At 72.4% G+C, this 15,140-nt stretch carries 17 protein-coding genes; 11 read left to right on the top strand and 6 right to left on the bottom strand.

Annotated features, from left to right (window positions below; all coding sequences use genetic code 11):
* Positions 1-24: 24 nt before the first annotated feature.
* Complete coding sequence (locus tag ACWGJM_RS26220; protein WP_453414156.1) at positions 25-375, bottom strand: DUF488 domain-containing protein; 351 nt, start codon at positions 373-375, stop codon at positions 25-27.
* A 123-nt stretch (positions 376-498) separates the two neighbouring features.
* Between ACWGJM_RS26220 and ACWGJM_RS26215 the strand changes: the two genes are divergently transcribed.
* From ACWGJM_RS26215 to ACWGJM_RS26195, 5 genes are all read left to right on the top strand, one after another.
* On the top strand, positions 499-1,968 hold the full coding sequence (locus ACWGJM_RS26215; RefSeq protein ID WP_453414155.1) for a M1 family metallopeptidase: 1,470 nt from the start codon (positions 499-501) through the stop codon (positions 1,966-1,968).
* A gap of 42 nt (positions 1,969-2,010) precedes the next feature.
* On the top strand, positions 2,011-2,751 hold the full coding sequence (locus ACWGJM_RS26210) for a L,D-transpeptidase family protein (RefSeq protein ID WP_453414154.1): 741 nt from the start codon (positions 2,011-2,013) through the stop codon (positions 2,749-2,751).
* Positions 2,752-2,770: 19 nt separating this feature from the next.
* Positions 2,771-3,469 (top strand): response regulator transcription factor, encoded by a 699-nt coding sequence (locus ACWGJM_RS26205; RefSeq protein WP_453414153.1) that lies wholly within the window; start codon positions 2,771-2,773, stop codon positions 3,467-3,469.
* Positions 3,466-5,316 (top strand): sensor histidine kinase, encoded by a 1,851-nt coding sequence (locus tag ACWGJM_RS26200; protein WP_453414152.1) that lies wholly within the window; start codon positions 3,466-3,468, stop codon positions 5,314-5,316. The genes ACWGJM_RS26205 and ACWGJM_RS26200 overlap by 4 nt, the downstream gene beginning before the upstream one ends.
* Positions 5,317-5,418: 102 nt before the next feature.
* Positions 5,419-5,868, top strand: coding sequence for a DUF6098 family protein (locus ACWGJM_RS26195; protein ID WP_453414151.1), 450 nt, complete (start codon positions 5,419-5,421; stop codon positions 5,866-5,868).
* A gap of 142 nt (positions 5,869-6,010) precedes the next feature.
* On the opposite strand, the gene ACWGJM_RS26190 is transcribed toward ACWGJM_RS26195, so the two are convergent.
* Positions 6,011-6,262, bottom strand: coding sequence for a WhiB family transcriptional regulator (locus ACWGJM_RS26190; RefSeq protein WP_453414150.1), 252 nt, complete (start codon positions 6,260-6,262; stop codon positions 6,011-6,013).
* Positions 6,263-6,528: 266 nt separating this feature from the next.
* Here ACWGJM_RS26190 and ACWGJM_RS26185 point away from each other — a divergent pair, with 266 nt between their 5' ends.
* Positions 6,529-7,491 carry an alpha/beta hydrolase gene (locus ACWGJM_RS26185; RefSeq protein ID WP_453414149.1) on the top strand — a complete coding sequence of 321 codons (963 nt, stop codon included), beginning with the start codon at positions 6,529-6,531 and terminating at the stop codon, positions 7,489-7,491.
* Between the two features lie 38 nt (positions 7,492-7,529).
* Here ACWGJM_RS26185 and ACWGJM_RS26180 read toward each other — a convergent pair whose 3' ends face one another.
* The gene (locus tag ACWGJM_RS26180; protein ID WP_453414148.1) at positions 7,530-8,435 is read right to left on the bottom strand and encodes a LysR family transcriptional regulator ArgP; all 906 of its coding nucleotides are present in this window, start codon (positions 8,433-8,435) and stop codon (positions 7,530-7,532) included.
* Between the two features lie 90 nt (positions 8,436-8,525).
* Between ACWGJM_RS26180 and ACWGJM_RS26175 the strand changes: the two genes are divergently transcribed.
* Both ACWGJM_RS26175 and ACWGJM_RS26170 read left to right on the top strand, forming a co-directional pair.
* Entirely contained in the window at positions 8,526-9,140 is a 615-nt protein-coding gene (locus tag ACWGJM_RS26175; protein ID WP_453414147.1) for a LysE/ArgO family amino acid transporter, read from the top strand.
* A 116-nt stretch (positions 9,141-9,256) separates the two neighbouring features.
* A complete protein-coding gene (locus ACWGJM_RS26170) occupies positions 9,257-10,561 on the top strand; it encodes an MFS transporter (RefSeq protein ID WP_453414146.1) in 1,305 nt (434 codons plus the stop codon).
* Between the two features lie 13 nt (positions 10,562-10,574).
* Here the strand turns inward: ACWGJM_RS26170 and ACWGJM_RS26165 are convergent, their stop codons facing one another.
* From ACWGJM_RS26165 to ACWGJM_RS26155, 3 genes are all read right to left on the bottom strand, one after another.
* Positions 10,575-11,030: a cyclic nucleotide-binding domain-containing protein gene (locus tag ACWGJM_RS26165; protein ID WP_453414145.1), complete on the bottom strand. Its 456-nt coding sequence runs from the start codon at positions 11,028-11,030 to the stop codon at positions 10,575-10,577.
* Positions 11,031-11,303: 273 nt separating this feature from the next.
* A complete protein-coding gene (locus ACWGJM_RS26160) occupies positions 11,304-12,773 on the bottom strand; it encodes an aminotransferase class I/II-fold pyridoxal phosphate-dependent enzyme (RefSeq protein ID WP_453414144.1) in 1,470 nt (489 codons plus the stop codon).
* A 57-nt stretch (positions 12,774-12,830) separates the two neighbouring features.
* Entirely contained in the window at positions 12,831-13,052 is a 222-nt protein-coding gene (locus tag ACWGJM_RS26155; protein WP_453414143.1) for a hypothetical protein, read from the bottom strand.
* A 153-nt stretch (positions 13,053-13,205) separates the two neighbouring features.
* Between ACWGJM_RS26155 and ACWGJM_RS26150 the strand changes: the two genes are divergently transcribed.
* From ACWGJM_RS26150 to ACWGJM_RS26140, 3 genes are all read left to right on the top strand, one after another.
* On the top strand, positions 13,206-13,640 hold the full coding sequence (locus ACWGJM_RS26150; protein WP_453414142.1) for an ATP-binding protein: 435 nt from the start codon (positions 13,206-13,208) through the stop codon (positions 13,638-13,640).
* Positions 13,641-13,848: 208 nt separating this feature from the next.
* Positions 13,849-14,742, top strand: a complete 894-nt coding sequence (locus ACWGJM_RS26145) for a SigB/SigF/SigG family RNA polymerase sigma factor (RefSeq protein WP_453414141.1) — start codon at positions 13,849-13,851, stop codon at positions 14,740-14,742.
* 47 nt (positions 14,743-14,789) lie between these two features.
* On the top strand, positions 14,790-15,095 hold the full coding sequence (locus ACWGJM_RS26140) for a DUF5133 domain-containing protein (RefSeq protein WP_453414140.1): 306 nt from the start codon (positions 14,790-14,792) through the stop codon (positions 15,093-15,095).
* Positions 15,096-15,140 lie beyond the last annotated feature (45 nt).

The following is a 15,140-nucleotide window of genomic DNA, read 5'->3' as shown; positions in this document are numbered from 1 at the left end:
GCCAAGAGGACGGCACGGGGCGCCTCAGTCACCCAGCAGGCGTGCCAGCACCGCGACGTGACCCTGCTCCAGGTTCTTGGAGGCGGTGACGAGGGTGACCGGACCCTTACGTGTCGACTCCCTCAGACCGTCGAGGAGTTCGGCGGCCTCAGGGGCGCCGAGCTCCGCCTCGTACCGCCTCCGGAACTCCTCGTAGGAGCCCTCGCCGCCGTGGTACCAGCGGCGCAGCTCGTCCGACGGTGTGAGGCCCTTGGGCCACTCGTCCACCTGCGCCGCGTCCTTGGACACGCCGCGCGGCCACAGCCGGTCGACCAGGACGCGCAGGCCGTCGTCGGGCTCGGGCGTTTCGTAGATCCGGCGCACGCGCACGCTCACGGTGGGGCCCCTCTCCGGTCGCGGTCGGTGCCGCGAGCGTACTGCGGCGACAACCACCGCCCCGGCGGCGACGCGACGTGACTTGACCTGAAGGAGGGTGAAACAGGACCGGGGACGCGCCTAATGTGTCATCAATTGATCACAGCCACCCCACAAGGAGCGCATGTGACGTCACCCCGACAGCAGACCGCCGCAAGACGCAGGGCTGTCCTGAGCCGCCGGGCGGTGCTCACCACCGTACCCGTCGCCCTCGCGGCGCTGGTCGCGGCAGCCGGGCCCGCCGCGGCCGGGACCAACGGTTCGTCCGGCGTGGGCGACCCGTACTTCCCGCTCGCGGGCAACGGCGGTTACCACGTCCGGCACTACGGCCTGACGCTCCATTACGAGACCGGCACCCGAAAGCTGCGGGGCAAGGCGGTCCTCACCGCCCGTGCCACCCAGCGGCTGGCCCGCTTCGACCTCGACTTCAAGGGCCTGGACGTCACCGGCCTCACGGTCGACGGCAGCACCGCCGGGTTCAGCAGGAACGGCCAGGAACTCGTCGTCACCCCGCGCCACGCCCTGCGCGACGGCCAGGACTTCAAGGTCACCGTCACCTACCAGGGCACCCCCAAGTCGGTCACCGACCCGGACGGCTCCGCGGACGGCTGGATCCGCACCGACGACGGCGCGTTCGTCGCGGGCGAGCCACAGGGCGCGATGACCTGGTTCCCGGCGAACAACCACCCGCAGGACAAGTCCTCCTACGACATCACCATCACCGTTCCCAAGGGCCGCACCGCCGTCTCCAACGGCGTCCTCCTCGGGCAGTCCACCGCCCACGGCGAGACCACCTTCCGCTGGCGCCAGGCCGAGCCGATGGCCGCCTATCTGGCCACCGCCACCGTCGGCAAGTTCAAGGTCGAGCGGTACACCACCCGGGACGGCATCCAGGTGTACAACGCCGTCGACTCGCGCGAGGCGAGCGCCGCGGCGCCCGTCCTGAAGAAGCTGCCGTCCGTCCTGGAGTGGGAGAGCAAGGTCTTCGGGCCCTACCCCTTCCGCGCCGCCGGCTCGATCGTCGACCACGCGCACAGCGTCGGCTACGCCCTGGAGACCCAGTCCCGGCCCGTCTACGACCGGGCACCCTCCTTGAGCACCCTCGTCCACGAGAACGCCCACCAGTGGTTCGGCGACTCCGTCTCGCTCACCAGCTGGAAGGACATCTGGCTCAACGAGGGCTTCGCCACCTACACCGAGTGGCTCTACAGCGAGCAACACGGCGGCGACAGCGCACAGAAGACCTTCGACGCGCTGTACGCCCGCCCGGCGAGCAACAGCCTGTGGGCGTTCCCGCCCGGCAACCCCGGCAGCGGCGTCCACATCTTCGACACCCCCGTCTACGACCGCGGTGCCATGACCCTGCACGAACTGCGGCGGGCCGTGGGCGACTCCACGTTCTTCCGCGTCCTGCGCGCCTGGACGGCGGAGAACCGCGACGGGCACGGCACCACCGGCCGGTTCGTCAAGCTGGCCGAGCGGGAGTCCGGCAAGGACCTCCACACGTTGTTCAACACCTGGCTCTACCAACCCGGTAAGCCCGGACGATCCTAGAAGCTGACCAGTTCCTCACAACTGTCGGCCAAGGTTCGACTCATGATCAATCGCAGGACCGCCGTCGCGCTGCTCGCGACCCCCTTCGTACTCAGCGGCTGCGGCGGCGGTGCCGCGGCGAATCCCCGCCGGACGACCGCCGGCTCGCCGCCGCGGACGGCCACGCCCACCCCGGAGGTCACCGCGCAGGCCGCCCCGCAGCGCATACCCGGCCTCGGGCCGAAACTGACGGCGGCGATACCCGGCCGGTCACGGCAGGCGATCGTCGTGACCGGGCGCGGCAAGAACTCACCGCAATCCACAGTGGTGCTGTACGAACGCACCGACCTCGGCTGGGAGGCCGGCCCCAGCTGGCCCGCGCACAACGCCCTGCGGGGCTGGAGCGACCACCACATGGCCGGAGATCTGCGCTCGCCCCTCGGCGTCTACACCCTCACCGACGCCGGCGGCCTGCTCCCCGACCCCGGCAGCCGGCTGCCGTACACCCGCTCCGGCGGGTTCAGTTCACCCGGCACCGGCTTCGAGGGCGAGCCGCTCCAGGGCTCCTTCGACTACGTCATCGCCATCAACTACAACCGCGAGCCCGGCACCTCGCCCCTCGACTGGACCCGCCCCCTCGGCGCGGGCCGCGGCGGCGGCATCTGGATCCATGTCGACCACGGCGGCCCCACGCACGGCTGCGTCAGCGTCGCCAAGGCCCATATGAAGGACCTGCTGCACACCCTGGACCCGGACCGGCATCCCGTCGTCGCCATGGGGTACGCCGACTGGCTCGCCCGCTGAGCGGCTTAGGATCCGCCGCATGTGCGCACATGTGCTGGTCGCCGAGGACGACGAGATGCAGGCCGAACTCATACGCCGCTCCCTGCTCGCGGAGGGCCACACCGCGACCGTGGTCCACGACGGGGCCGCCGCGCTGGACGCCGCCCGCAGACTGAGACCCGACCTGGTGGTCCTGGACCTGATGCTGCCGGTGGTCGACGGCTTCGGGGTGTGCCGGGTGCTGCGCTCGGGTGACCAGGACACCCCCGTGCTGATGCTGACGGCCCGCTCCGAGGAGGACGACCTCCTGCTCGGCCTGGAGCTGGGCGCCGACGACTACATGACCAAGCCGTACAGCCCGCGCGAGCTGATGGCCCGTATCCGTACGGTCCTGCGGCGCAGCGGGCGCGCCGTCGACGCACCGGAGGACCCCGTCGTACGCGCCGGAGGGATCACCGTCGACCCGAGGCGGCACGAGGTGCGCTGCGACGGGCTGCCGGTGGACTGCACCCCGGCCGAGTTCCAGATCCTGCTGGCCATGGCCGGTGAGCCGGAACGGGTCTTCACAAGGCGGCAGTTGCTGCAATTCACCCGCGGCCTGGACCGGGCCTCCACCGAGCGGGCCGTCGACGTCCACATCATGAACCTGCGCAAGAAGATCGAGCCCGACCCGCGCCACCCGGTACGGCTGCTGACCGTTTTCGGCGTCGGCTACAAACTCAGCGGCGGCCGCCCGTGAGGCGACGGCCGCCCCGGAAGCGGCGCATCCCCCTGCGCAAACGGCTGCTGGTCCGGCTGCTGTCCGTCTCCGCCCTGATCGCCGTGTGCTCCGTGGCGGCCACGGCCTGGCTCGCGGTGACCACCACCACCAGCGCCCTGCGCGAGGAGCAGGGGCAGGACCTCGCCGCCGACATGAAGATCCTGGCCCGGCTCAGCGGATACGCCGCCACGCACCCGAGCTGGCAGGGGGTCCAGGGCACCGTCCGCGCCCTGGCCACGAAGACGGGCCGGCGCATCGCCCTGACCACCGCCGACCGCGTTCCGATCGCCGACTCCGCGCCGCACGGCACCGCCCTGCCCCTCGGCGCCGCCGCCACGGTCGACCCCCTGCACACCGACACCTACACCGAGCCCGGCGCGCAGCTCAGCGGCGTCGACCCGCGTGCCGTCGGCCCGTACCGGCTCACGGCGAACGAACGCGCGCGGCTGGACGCCATCGCGGAGAAGGTACGGCAGTGCTACACCCGGCAGGGCGTCGAGGCGACGGTCCGGCGGGCGCCCAGCGGCCGCCCGGTCCTCAGTGACTCGGACGGGGCCCCGCGCTCCGAGTACCTGTCGGAGGATTGCGGCTACTACGAGCTCAACAGCGCCACTCCCACCGAGAAGAAGGCCATCACCGCACTGAGCGTCGGTACCGACGCCTGTCTGAAGCGGCACGGCCTGGAGTTCGGCACACCGTCGTTCCTCGTGGCCGACCCCACCAAGCCGAACCGGTACGTCCTGGCGGGGCTCGCCAAGCTGGGCTCCTCCAAGGCCGTACGCGAGGCGCAGCCCTGCGCCGACAGCGCGTTCCGCGCGCAACTCGACCCCTACGTGGCTCCCGTCGCCGAACTGTTCCTCGGCATCGGCGACCGGCCGGCCCCCCGATTCGACATGTCGCCGGCCAACAAGGCCAAGATCGTCGGCGCGGCCGGGCTGGTCCTCGCCGTCACCGTCGCCGTGACCGCCGTGGTCGCCGTCCGGCTGGTGCGGCCCCTGCGCGCGCTGACCGCGGCCGCCCAGCAGCCGCCCGAACTGCATGTGCGGGTCCCGGTGACCACCCGGGACGAGACCGGCATCCTCGCGGAGGCCTTCAACGACCTGACCGAGCGCCGTGAGCGCCTGGAGGCCCAGCGCAAGGCCATGGTCAGCGACATCGCGCACGAACTGCGCAGCCCGCTGACGAACATCCGCGGCTGGCTGGAGGTCACCCGGGACGGCGTCGTCGCCCCCGATCCGGCACTGCTCTCCTCGCTGCACGAGGAGGCCGTGGTGCTCCAGCGGATCATCGACGACCTCCAGGACCTGGCCGCCGCCGACGCCGGCACCCTGCGCCTGCACCGCGAGCCGGTCCGTGCCGACGACCTGCTCGACCAGGTCGCCGCCGCCCACCGGGTCGCCGCCGACGCCGCCGGGGTCACCCTGCGCACCGAGCCCTGGGCCGAGGCCGACGGAAAGCCGTGGCTGGACGCCGACCCGGTGCGGATGCGGCAGGCGCTCGGCAACCTCGTCTCCAACGCCCTGCGGCACACGCCCACCGACGGCACCGTCACCCTGGCCGCCCGGCGCGCCGGTGACCGGGTCGTCTTCACCGTGACCGACACCGGCACCGGCATCGCGCCGGACGACCTGCCGCACGTCTTCGACCGGTTCTGGCGGGCGGAGAAGTCCCGCAGCCGGCGCACCGGCGGCAGCGGGCTGGGCCTGGCCATCGTCCGCCACCTGGTCGACGCGCACGGCGGTACCGCGGAGGCGGCGAGCGAGCCCGGGGCGGGCGCCGTCTTCACGCTGCGGCTGCCCGGCGCATCGCCGCCGGACGATCAGTGAGGCGGGGCAGCGCGGCGGACCCGCCACCTCCGCTTTCATCCGCGCAGCGCGGGTACCCCGGAGCCTGACGGGACCGACGCAGCCGATGAGGGAGGCCACGCCATGAGTACAGGGGACGACCTGCCGGTCGTGCACCGGATCACCGAGCTGACCGGCCTGGTCGAGCGGCACCGGGCGCTCTACGTGCGCTGGTCCCGCGGCCCCGAGGTCGACCTCGCCGCCACCACCAGCATCGACGAGCTCACCGGGGTGGAGATGCCGGGGCTGTCCGCCAACCCGCTCGACATCGAGGACTGGTGGGAGAACCGCTCCGTGGAGCTGTGGGTGGCGCGCCGTCTGTACGACTACGCGCACCTGCCACGGGAGAAGGGACCCGGCGTCCGGCCCTGGGTCCTCACGGGCCGGGAGACCGGTCGCGGACCCGACAACGAGCCACTCGTGACCCACGTCGAGCCCCTGTGCTGGATCTCCCCCGAAGTGATCGAGCAGGCCGAGACCCTGGTGGCCCGCCAGGAGAGGGAGTGGGGCCCGCTGCGCCGCACCGGCGGCTGACGAGCCCGTAAGGTCCGACCCGGGCCACCCCCGGCCGGCCATCGGCTCGCACCGGACCCCGGCCGGAGGCCGGCTTTCGCAGGCCTCCGGCCGGGGCCGGACCTGGATTTCCGCCGCACACCCCCGGAGGGGGCGGCTCAGGTCACCCCGAGCGTCGGCGGGAGCTCGCGCGCCGCTTGAGTGCACGGCGTTCGCCTTCCGTCGTACCGCCCCAGACCCCGAGGGTCTGCCCCGTGTCCATCGCCCAGTCCAGGCACTGGTCCCGGACGGGGCAGCGTCCGCAGACCGCCTTGGCCTGCCGCTCCTGGAGCAGGGCCGGTCCGGTGGTGCCGACCGGGAAGAAGAGGTCGGGGTCCTCATGACGGCACGCGGCGTGGTCGCGCCAGTTGTCCATCGAAGTTCACCTGCGATCGAAGTCGTCCGTGTCGTCCGTACCTTGCCGAAAATCTCGCTCTCTTCGGGTGACCGGTGGATGCCGGGTGAAACAACAGAGCCACATGGTTCCGGACGCCGTCGCCCGCACGGGTCCACGTCTGCGGCCGCTCTTGCTACCCTCGACCCTCCTCAGGTCGCACGGTTGCGCCAACTCCTTTTCCAAGCCGACCAGTTGAGCCTGAGCGAGTAGGGCGGGGCGGAGGTCCGAGGGGGAGGGACACGGGCGTGAGACCGGCCTTGGTGTTCGTGCACGGGAGCGGCGGCGCACGCGATCCCCAGGCGGAGTGCGCGGCATGGCTCGCGGCACTGGCGGTGGGCGCCCGGAAGGCGGGCCACCGCGGGGAGGCTTCGCCACCGCCCCTGAACGGCCGCGCCGAACCGGCCTTCGCCTACTACGGCGATCTCTTCGCCGCCCGCCAACCCCAGGGTGTCGCGGGCGTCGACCCGTCCGGCGCGGAGGAACTGCGCAACCTGCTCGACGAGTTGATCGAGGTACGGCTCGAACTCGGGCCGGATCCGCGCGAGCGCCGCATCCTTGAACACGCGCGCGCCGAACTGCGCCCGCCGGGCCGGACCCGGAGCGCGGGCGAACTGCTCCGCCGGATCGTGAACGTCTGTACGACGCTGCTGGCCCTGCCCGGGCTGCGCCGGGCGGGACAGTGGGCCGGCGGCCGGCTCATGGCGGGCCACCTCGCCCAGGTCATCCGCTACCTCGCCAGGGCCGAGCACGACGCCTCCGGGCTCCCCCTGGACCGGCGAATCCGCGGGCGCGTCCTGGACCGGCTGGACGCGGCCCGTCCCGCCGTCGTCGTGGCCCACTCCCTGGGCAGCGTCGTCGCCATGGAGGCCCTGCACCACCACCGGGGACCGGTGCCGCTGTTCGTCACCCTGGGCTCACCGATCGGGATGCGTGCCGCCGTGCGCCCCCGACTGCTGCCCCAGCCCCCGGCCGTGCCCGGCTGCGTGGAACGCTGGCTGAACTTCTGGGACCGCGACGACATCGTCGTCCCACGCCCCCGTCTCGAGGACGACGTGCTCCCGAACGCCCACGGCTGTCTCCCGGTGACCGACCGGATCGATTCCGACGGCCTGTGGACGCACACCGCGACCAAGTACCTGGCCCAGGCGAGCGTCGCGGGACCCGTCATGGAGGCCGTCCGCAGGGCGGGGGAGACCGAAAGCGCTTGAAAGCACCGCGGTCGCTGCTCCCGGCGGCACCCGGAACGTCACCGCGAGGCCTCCAGAGCCCCCTCCGCGACCTGCCCCACCGCCCGCGCCACCGCCGCCAGCGCGGGCGAGTCCAGTTTCCACTGCTGCCAGTACAGCGGCACGTCCACCGGCCGCCCCGGCGCCAGCTCCACGAGCCGCCCGGCCCGCAGCAGCGGATCCGCCTGCGGCTGGGGCACCATCCCCCAGCCGAGCCCCGCGGCGACGGCCTCGGCGAAACCCTCCGAGGTCGGCACGTAGTGCCGCAGCGCGCTCGCGGCATCGCGCCCGCCGTGCAGGCTCCGCACGAAGCCGTCCTGGAAGTCGTCGCGCCGGTCGAAGACCACCACCGGCGCCTCGGCGAGCACCTCCGGCAGCGGCCCGCGCAGATACCGCTCGGCGAACTCCGGCTCGGCCACCGCCAGATAGCGCATGCGCCCGAGCGCGCGCACCGAACAGCCCGGTACCGGGTCGGGCGAGGAGGTGACCGCGGCCATCACCAGGCCCTCGCGCAGCAGCGCCGCCGTGTGGTCCTCGTCCTCGCGGCGCAGCTCCAGACAGATCCGCGGCTCCCGCGGCAGGCGGGTGAGGGCCCCGAGGAACCAGGTGGCCAGCGAATCCGCGTTGACCGCCACCGAGACCCGTGTCGGCTCCCCGGCGCCGCTCAGCCCCAGCTCACCGCGAGCGTCCCGCTCCAGCCGGGCCAGTTGCCGGGCGAACCGCACGAGCACCGCGCCGGACTCGGTGGGCCGCACCGGCTTGGTGCGCAGCAGCAGGACCCGGCCCGTGCGCTGCTCCAGCGCCTTGACCCGCTGGCTGACCGCCGACGGCGTCACGTGCAGGGCGGCGGCCGCCGCGTCGAACGTGCCCTCGTCCAGCACGGCGAGCAGGGTGCGTACCTGGTCGAGGGGGAGTTCGGAGATCACCGGTTGCGGCCTCGCTTTCATTAGCTGTGCTAATGCTACGTAAAAATCTTTAGCTGTACGTCCACTGATCGCCCGCCTAGCGTCGAGCCCATGTCCAACGCCCTGACCGCCGCGGCAGCCGGATTCGGCACCGGCCTCTCGCTCATCGTCGCCATCGGCGCCCAGAACGCCTTCGTCCTGCGCCAGGGAATCCGCCGGGACGCGGTCCTCGCGGTCGTCGGGATCTGCGCCCTGTCCGACGCGGTGCTCATCGCGTTCGGCGTCGGCGGGGTCGGCGCGGCCGTGGTGGCATGGCCGGGGGCGCTGAAGGCGGTGGGGGTGATCGGAGGGGCCTTCCTGCTCTGTTACGGCGCCCTCGCCGCCCGCCGGGTCTTCCGGCCGGGCGCCGGTCTGCGGACGGAGGGCGAGGCGGTGGGCTCCCGCAGGCGAGCGGTGCTCACCTGTCTGGCGATGACCTGGCTCAACCCGCACGTCTACCTCGACACCGTCTTCCTGCTCGGATCCCTCGCCGCCGACCGGGGCCCGCTGCGCTGGACGTTCGGGCTGGGTGCGGCCTGCGCCAGCCTGTGCTGGTTCGCCGCACTGGGCTTCGGGGCCCGGCTGCTCGGCCGGTTCCTCGCCAGGCCCGCCGCCTGGCGGGTGCTGGACGGCCTGGTCGCCGCGACCATGATCGCGCTCGGCGCCCTGCTCGTCGCCGGAGCCTGAGACACCGGAGCCCGGAACAAACCGTTCGGCGTCCGCAGCCAGTCCTGGGATAGTGAAGCCGCATCGAAAGGTGTAACAAGCAAAGATCTGAAATCTGACGAGCGACCAGGAAACCCGTGGACACGAGCGAGAGCAGCAGCACCGAGCCCCGGACCGACACCACCGCCGCCGCGCCGCCCCCGCTCCGGCGCGGCTGGCGCCGCTGGGCGATGGACACCCGTCCGCTGCGGATCCCGGCCTACCGCCGTCTGTGGTCGTCGACCATCGTCACGGCCGTCGGCAGCCAGCTCACCGCCGTCGCCGTGCCCAAGCAGATCTACGACATCACCCGGTCCTCGGCCTGGGTCGGCGCCGCGAGCCTCGCCGGTCTGCTGCCCCTGATCGTGTTCGCGCTGTGGGGCGGCGCGGTCGCCGACACCGTGGACCGCCGCAAGCTGCTCCTGGTCACCAACAGTGGCATAGCCGTCACCTCGCTGCTGTTCTGGGTCCAGGCCGTCACCAAACTGGAGTCGGTGGCGGTGCTGGTGGTCCTGCTCGCCCTGCAACAGGCGTTCTGGGGCCTGAACGCACCGGCCCGCAGCGCCTCCGTCGCACGGCTGGTCCCCGCCGGGGAACTGCCCGCCGCGAACGCCCTCGGCTCGACCGTCATGCAGACCGGCCAGGTGGTGGGGCCGCTGCTCGCGGGTGTCCTCATTCCCGTCATCGGGCTGCCCGAGCTGTACCTCATCGACGCGCTGGCGCTGTGCGTCACCGTGTGGGCGGTCTACCGGCTGCCCTCCCTGCCGCCGCTGTCCGGCTCGGCCGCGCGCCGTGCCGGCTGGCGGGAGATCGCGGCCGGATTCCGTTACATCGCCGGGCACAAGGTGCTGCTGCTGTCCTTCCTCGCCGACATCGTCGCGATGGTCCTCGGCATGCCACGCGCCCTGTTCCCGCAACTCGCCGCGCAGACGTACGCCTCCTACGGTGAGGGGCTCGCGCTGGGTCTGCTGTTCGCGGCGATCCCCATCGGCGCGGTGGCCGGCGGCCTGTTCTCCGGCACGTTCTCCCGGGCGCGCCGGCACGGCTGGATGGTCATCGGCGCGGTCGTCGGCTGGGGCGTGGCCGTCGCCGGGTTCGGGCTGAGCCGCAATCTGTGGGTGGCCGCGGCGTTCCTGGCGGCGGCCGGGGTCGCCGACATGGTCTCCATGGTCTTCCGCGGGGCGATCCTGCTGTCCGCGGCGACGGACGAGATGCGCGGCCGCATGCAGGGAGTGTTCACGGTGGTCGTCGCGGGCGGCCCGCGTCTGGCCGACGTCCTGCACGGCACGATGGGCTCCGTCTTCGGCCCCCGCGCGGCTGTGGCGGGCGGCGGCCTGCTGGTGGTCGCCGTGATGCTCATCCTGGCCGCGGCGGTACCGGCACTGCGCCGCTACCGAGTCTGAGAGCGGGGCAGGGCTACAGCCCGCCGCGCCGGCGGGTCGAGTACTGCTCCATGAGCTTGCCGCGGGTCGTCTCCAGCCGGTGGGCGAGGATCTCGGCGACGGTGCGCACCAGGGAGAGCCCGAGCAGCGGGTCCTCCACGCACAGCCCCAGCACCGCCGCTCCGTCGAACTCGTAGGCGCGTACCTGGCTGAAGGCCACCGCGCCGAAGTCCCACTGGTACGGCGGGAACAGCCATGACCAGCCGAGCATGTCGCCCGCGCCGAGGGTGGCGACGGTGACCCGCTGGGTGGACGTCACCTGCTGGTCGAGGTTGACGGCGCCCGAGCGGATCACCCAGAAGCGGTCGGCGGTGCCGCCGGCCTCGAAGATGTGGGTGTCCTCGGGGAAGGAGACCTCCTTCGCCAGCTCCATCAGACGCTCGCGCTGCTTCTGGGGGAGGGCGGTCAGCAGTTTGATCGCTTTGGTCATGGCGGGGGCTCCTCGCCGGCGACGGAATGCGGTGTGGTTCCCTACGCCCATTTCAGCCGCTGCGGCCGCCCAGAGCACCTCGGGGGAGGGAAGATCCCGTGAACAAAGGTGCGCCGGGCAGAAAGAAGCCCTGGCTGGACGGGGGAAGCCAGCCAGGGCCGTATGCGGTGGTTCGGAGAGGACGGTCACGGTCGACTCCCCGTCCACGTATGGATGAACGATAAACTGCCTGGGGTGCTTTCGCGTAACCGAAAGCGGGACACGTGACCTGTTTCACTCCGCGGTCACCCGGACGGTGCCGAGTGCGGGGTCGGTGGGATCGGGCAGATTCATGCCCGCCGCCCGGCCCGTGCGCAGATACCGCAGCACCGGCTCCGTCAGGCGCTCGCCCGGCAGGACGGCCGGGATCCCCGGGGGATACGGGGTGATCATCTCGGCGGCGACCCTCCCGGCCGCCTCCGTCACCGGCACGTCCTCGGTGGGCCCGAAGAACGCGTCCCGCGGCAGCGCGGCCTGTTCCAGGCGGAGTTCGGACGGCGGCGGCACCTCCACCGCGGGAGCCGGACGCAACTCCGGCGCGGCACGCACCAGGTCCTTCAGCGCGGCCAGCAGCTCATCGGCCGTGGCGGCGTCGTCGGCATGCGTGAGCTGGGCGCCGATGCGCCGGTGGTCGGTCAGGTGCGCGTCCACGGCCCGGTGCTCGCGCAGCCAGTCCGCCGCGTGGTAGCCCGTGATCCCGAGACCGGTCACGTCGATGACGCACGGCAGCGGGTCGAAGTCGTCGGCCAGGCCCGGCCCGCAGTAGTCGTCGCGGCCGTCGACGTGCAGCCCGTCGAGCTCCTCGACGGCGGCCCTGACCCGCTCCGCCAGGGCCAGCGCGCCGTCCATCAGTTCCCGCCCGCGCAGGGCCATCTGCCGCCGCCAGCCGTCCAGGCCCGCGAAGATCAGCACCGAGGGACTCGTGGTGCCCAGCAGATCCGCGCGCGTCTTCAGCAGTTCCGGCGGGACCAGGTCGCCGCGCAGATGGAACACCGAACCCTGCTCCAGGCCGCTGCCCATCTTGTGGATGCTGGTCACGCAGACGTCGGCGCCCGCGTCCATCGCCCAGGACGGCAGATCCGGGTGGAAGGGCAGGTGCGCGCCCCACGCCTCGTCCACGATCAACGGGCGTGAACGCCGGTGACAGACCTCCGCCACCGCCCGCAGGTCGGCGCAGGCCCCGTACGGGGTCGGACTGGTGATCAGGGCGCCCTTGGCGTCCGGGTGCGCGGCGAACGCCTCCTCGAACTCCGCGGCCGACGGCGGATGCGCGATGTGCCGCTCGCGATCCCACCGCGGTTCCACCCAGACCGGCTCGATACCGGCCAGGACCAGGCCCGACACCACGGACTTGTGTGCGTCACGCCCGATCAGCAGCCGCTCGTGCGGCCCCGCCACCGCGAGCATCGCCGCCTTGACCGACAGCGAACTCCCGCACGTGGTGAAGAACGTGTGCTCCGCGTGCACCGCGTCCGCCATCAACTTCTCGGCCCGCTCCAGCACCCGCCCCCGCTGCAACCGGTCGTCCAGCCCGCCGGAGGCCAGTACGTCCCCCAGGAAAACGGCGTCCCCCAGTACTTCCCGCACCGCGGGATCGGCCCCGCGGGCCTGCTTGTGCCCCGGCGGGGTGAACGACAGCCTCCCCTCGCGGTGGTAGCCGGCGAGAGCTTCCAGAACAGGTGCTTCGGTGTGGTCGACGGACATGCGTCCCGTCTGCCCGGGCCGGTGACCGTCAATCAGCCACGGGGGAGAACCGGATGCTCAGCCCCCGGTCCGGCGTGCGCCCGGGGTGAGGATCTCGTCCAGCACCCGCAGCACCACCTCGTACGCCGTCGCCCGTACGGCGGCGTCCCGTGCGGCCGCCGGATCGTCCTCCCGAAGGGCGTCACCGCGCTGCCGCCACGTCCGCTCCTCCTCCCGCGCGCAGGCCTTGGCGCGCTGCATCCGCCGCATCAGTTCGTCCGAGTCCACGACATCCGTCATGGCATCCGCGTACCCCCGAAACCCGGCCATGATGAGGCCCGGACGTGTTTGGCCGCGCCCTGACAGGTGAGCCGAAAAGGGAGAGACCCGGGCAATCCCCTCGGGTCAGCGCAGGCACCGGATTTCTGTCCTCACCAGTCAGGGAGCGAAAGGATGCACGAGACGCACAGGGCCGAATCCGCCGTCGGACCGTCGGACGTGCGCCGCACCGTGCCGGGCCGGCCGGCGGACGCCCGCAGCAGGGTGCGGTGTGCGGTGGCCGAGCGATGCGAGGCCCAGCACCTCCACTGCGATACCGACGCCCTCGACGACGCCCTGCTCGTCGTCTCGGAACTGACCACCAACGCGATGCTGCACGGCGGCGGGATCACCGACTTCTCCGTCGATGTCGTCGGAGGCGAGGTGCGCGTCTCGGTGAGCGACCGCAGCGACGACCTCCCCATCGTCCTGGCGCCCGTCGACGCCCAGGGCCGTTCCCGGGTCGGCGGGCGCGGCTGGCCGATCGTGTGCCGACTGGCGCACGACGTCCATGTCGCCTGTCTGCCCTGCGGCGGCAAACGGATCACCGCCCTTGTTCCGCTGACCTGAATTCAGTCCGCATCCGGATCCGGAAATTATTACCCGGCCGGACCGAAAGCGGAGTTTGGTCCACCGGGGTGAGGGCAGACGGAGTTTCGTGCTTCGGACCGGAGGCGCGCCCAGCGGGAGTGTTGTCCCTGCTCAGGGCCCTGTGCAACGGTCCGGGCGACTCTCCTGCGGCCATTCCCTGAAATCACCTGTTCAGGAGCGATTGCGCATGCTCACCGATTTTTCGACCAGCCGTCCCGGCACGCCCGTGCGTTCCTCTGCCGCCCCTTCCTCCGCCGCCGACCCGGCCCCCACGGCCTCACCCAAGCGGTCCCACGACGACGCCCCCGACACCGCGGCCCTGTTCGCCCGGCTCGCGGAGCTCGACGAGGGCCCGGAGCGCGACGCGCTGCGCGACGAGCTGGTGACCGCGTGGCTGCCCATGGCCCACCGGATCGCCGGCCGCTTCCGCGACCGAGGGGAGTCCGTCGAGGACCTGCGCCAGGTGGCCGCCCTCGGACTGGTCAAGGCGATCGACCGGTTCGACCCCGAGCGCGGTGCCTTCGAGAGTTATGCGGTGCCGACCATCACCGGAGAGGTCAAGCGGCACTTCCGGGACCGGATGTGGGCGCTGCGGGTGCCCCGCCGGGTCCAGGAACTGCGCAACAGGGTGCGCGTGGCCCGCCGCGAACTCACCCAGAACCCGGGCAGCCCCGAGCCCTCGGTCGCCGACATCGCCGCGCACACCGGGCTGACGGAGGACGAGGTCACCGCGGGTCTGGAGGCGCTGGAAAGCTTCAGCACCCTCTCCCTGGACGCCGAACTGTCGGCCGGCGACGACGGGTACAGCCTCGCGGACACCCTCGGGGCGGCCGACGCCTCGTTCGACGTCGTCGTGGACCGCGAGTCCGCCAAGGAAGGGCTGCGCCGCCTGCCCGAACGGGAGCGCGCCATCCTCTACATGCGTTTCTTCGAGGACATGACCCAGAGCCGGATCGCCGACAAGCTGGGCATCTCCCAGATGCACGTCTCCAGGCTCATCAGCCGCAGCTGCGCACGCGTGCGCGACGAGGCGCTCGGCCGGCGGCACGGCGGCCGGGGCTCCGGCACGCCCACCGCGTGAGCCCGTCCATCTCCGAGCGACGCCCGCCACGAAGGAGTGAGAGACCGATGCTGATTCCGCTCAGGCCGCATCCCGCGACCCTGCGCAAGCTCGTCGAGGAGTACGAGGGACTCCTCGCCGCCGACGAAGGCCGGGAGGTGTCCGGCGGCGGGCCCCGGGCCCGGGACCTGGCGTACACGCTGTGCGTCCTGACCGGTACCCGGGATGTGGGAGTCGCCCTCCAGGCGGCCCACCGCCACCTGGCCGCAGCCGGGCTCCAGCGGGAACCAGTGACGGTGACCGCCGCGGCCGAGGCGCTGCGCGTGGCCACCGCACCCGAGCCGGTGACGGTGGCGCGGGCCGGGGGGCACTGAGCCCGCCCACCGTAGAGGAGCCGTCGGGGCGACCGCGGGCACGCG

It is taken from the genome of Streptomyces sp. NPDC054834, from assembly GCF_053611185.1.
Note: the sequence above shows the minus strand (reverse complement) of the source record. Positions and strands in the feature narration are given on the sequence as shown.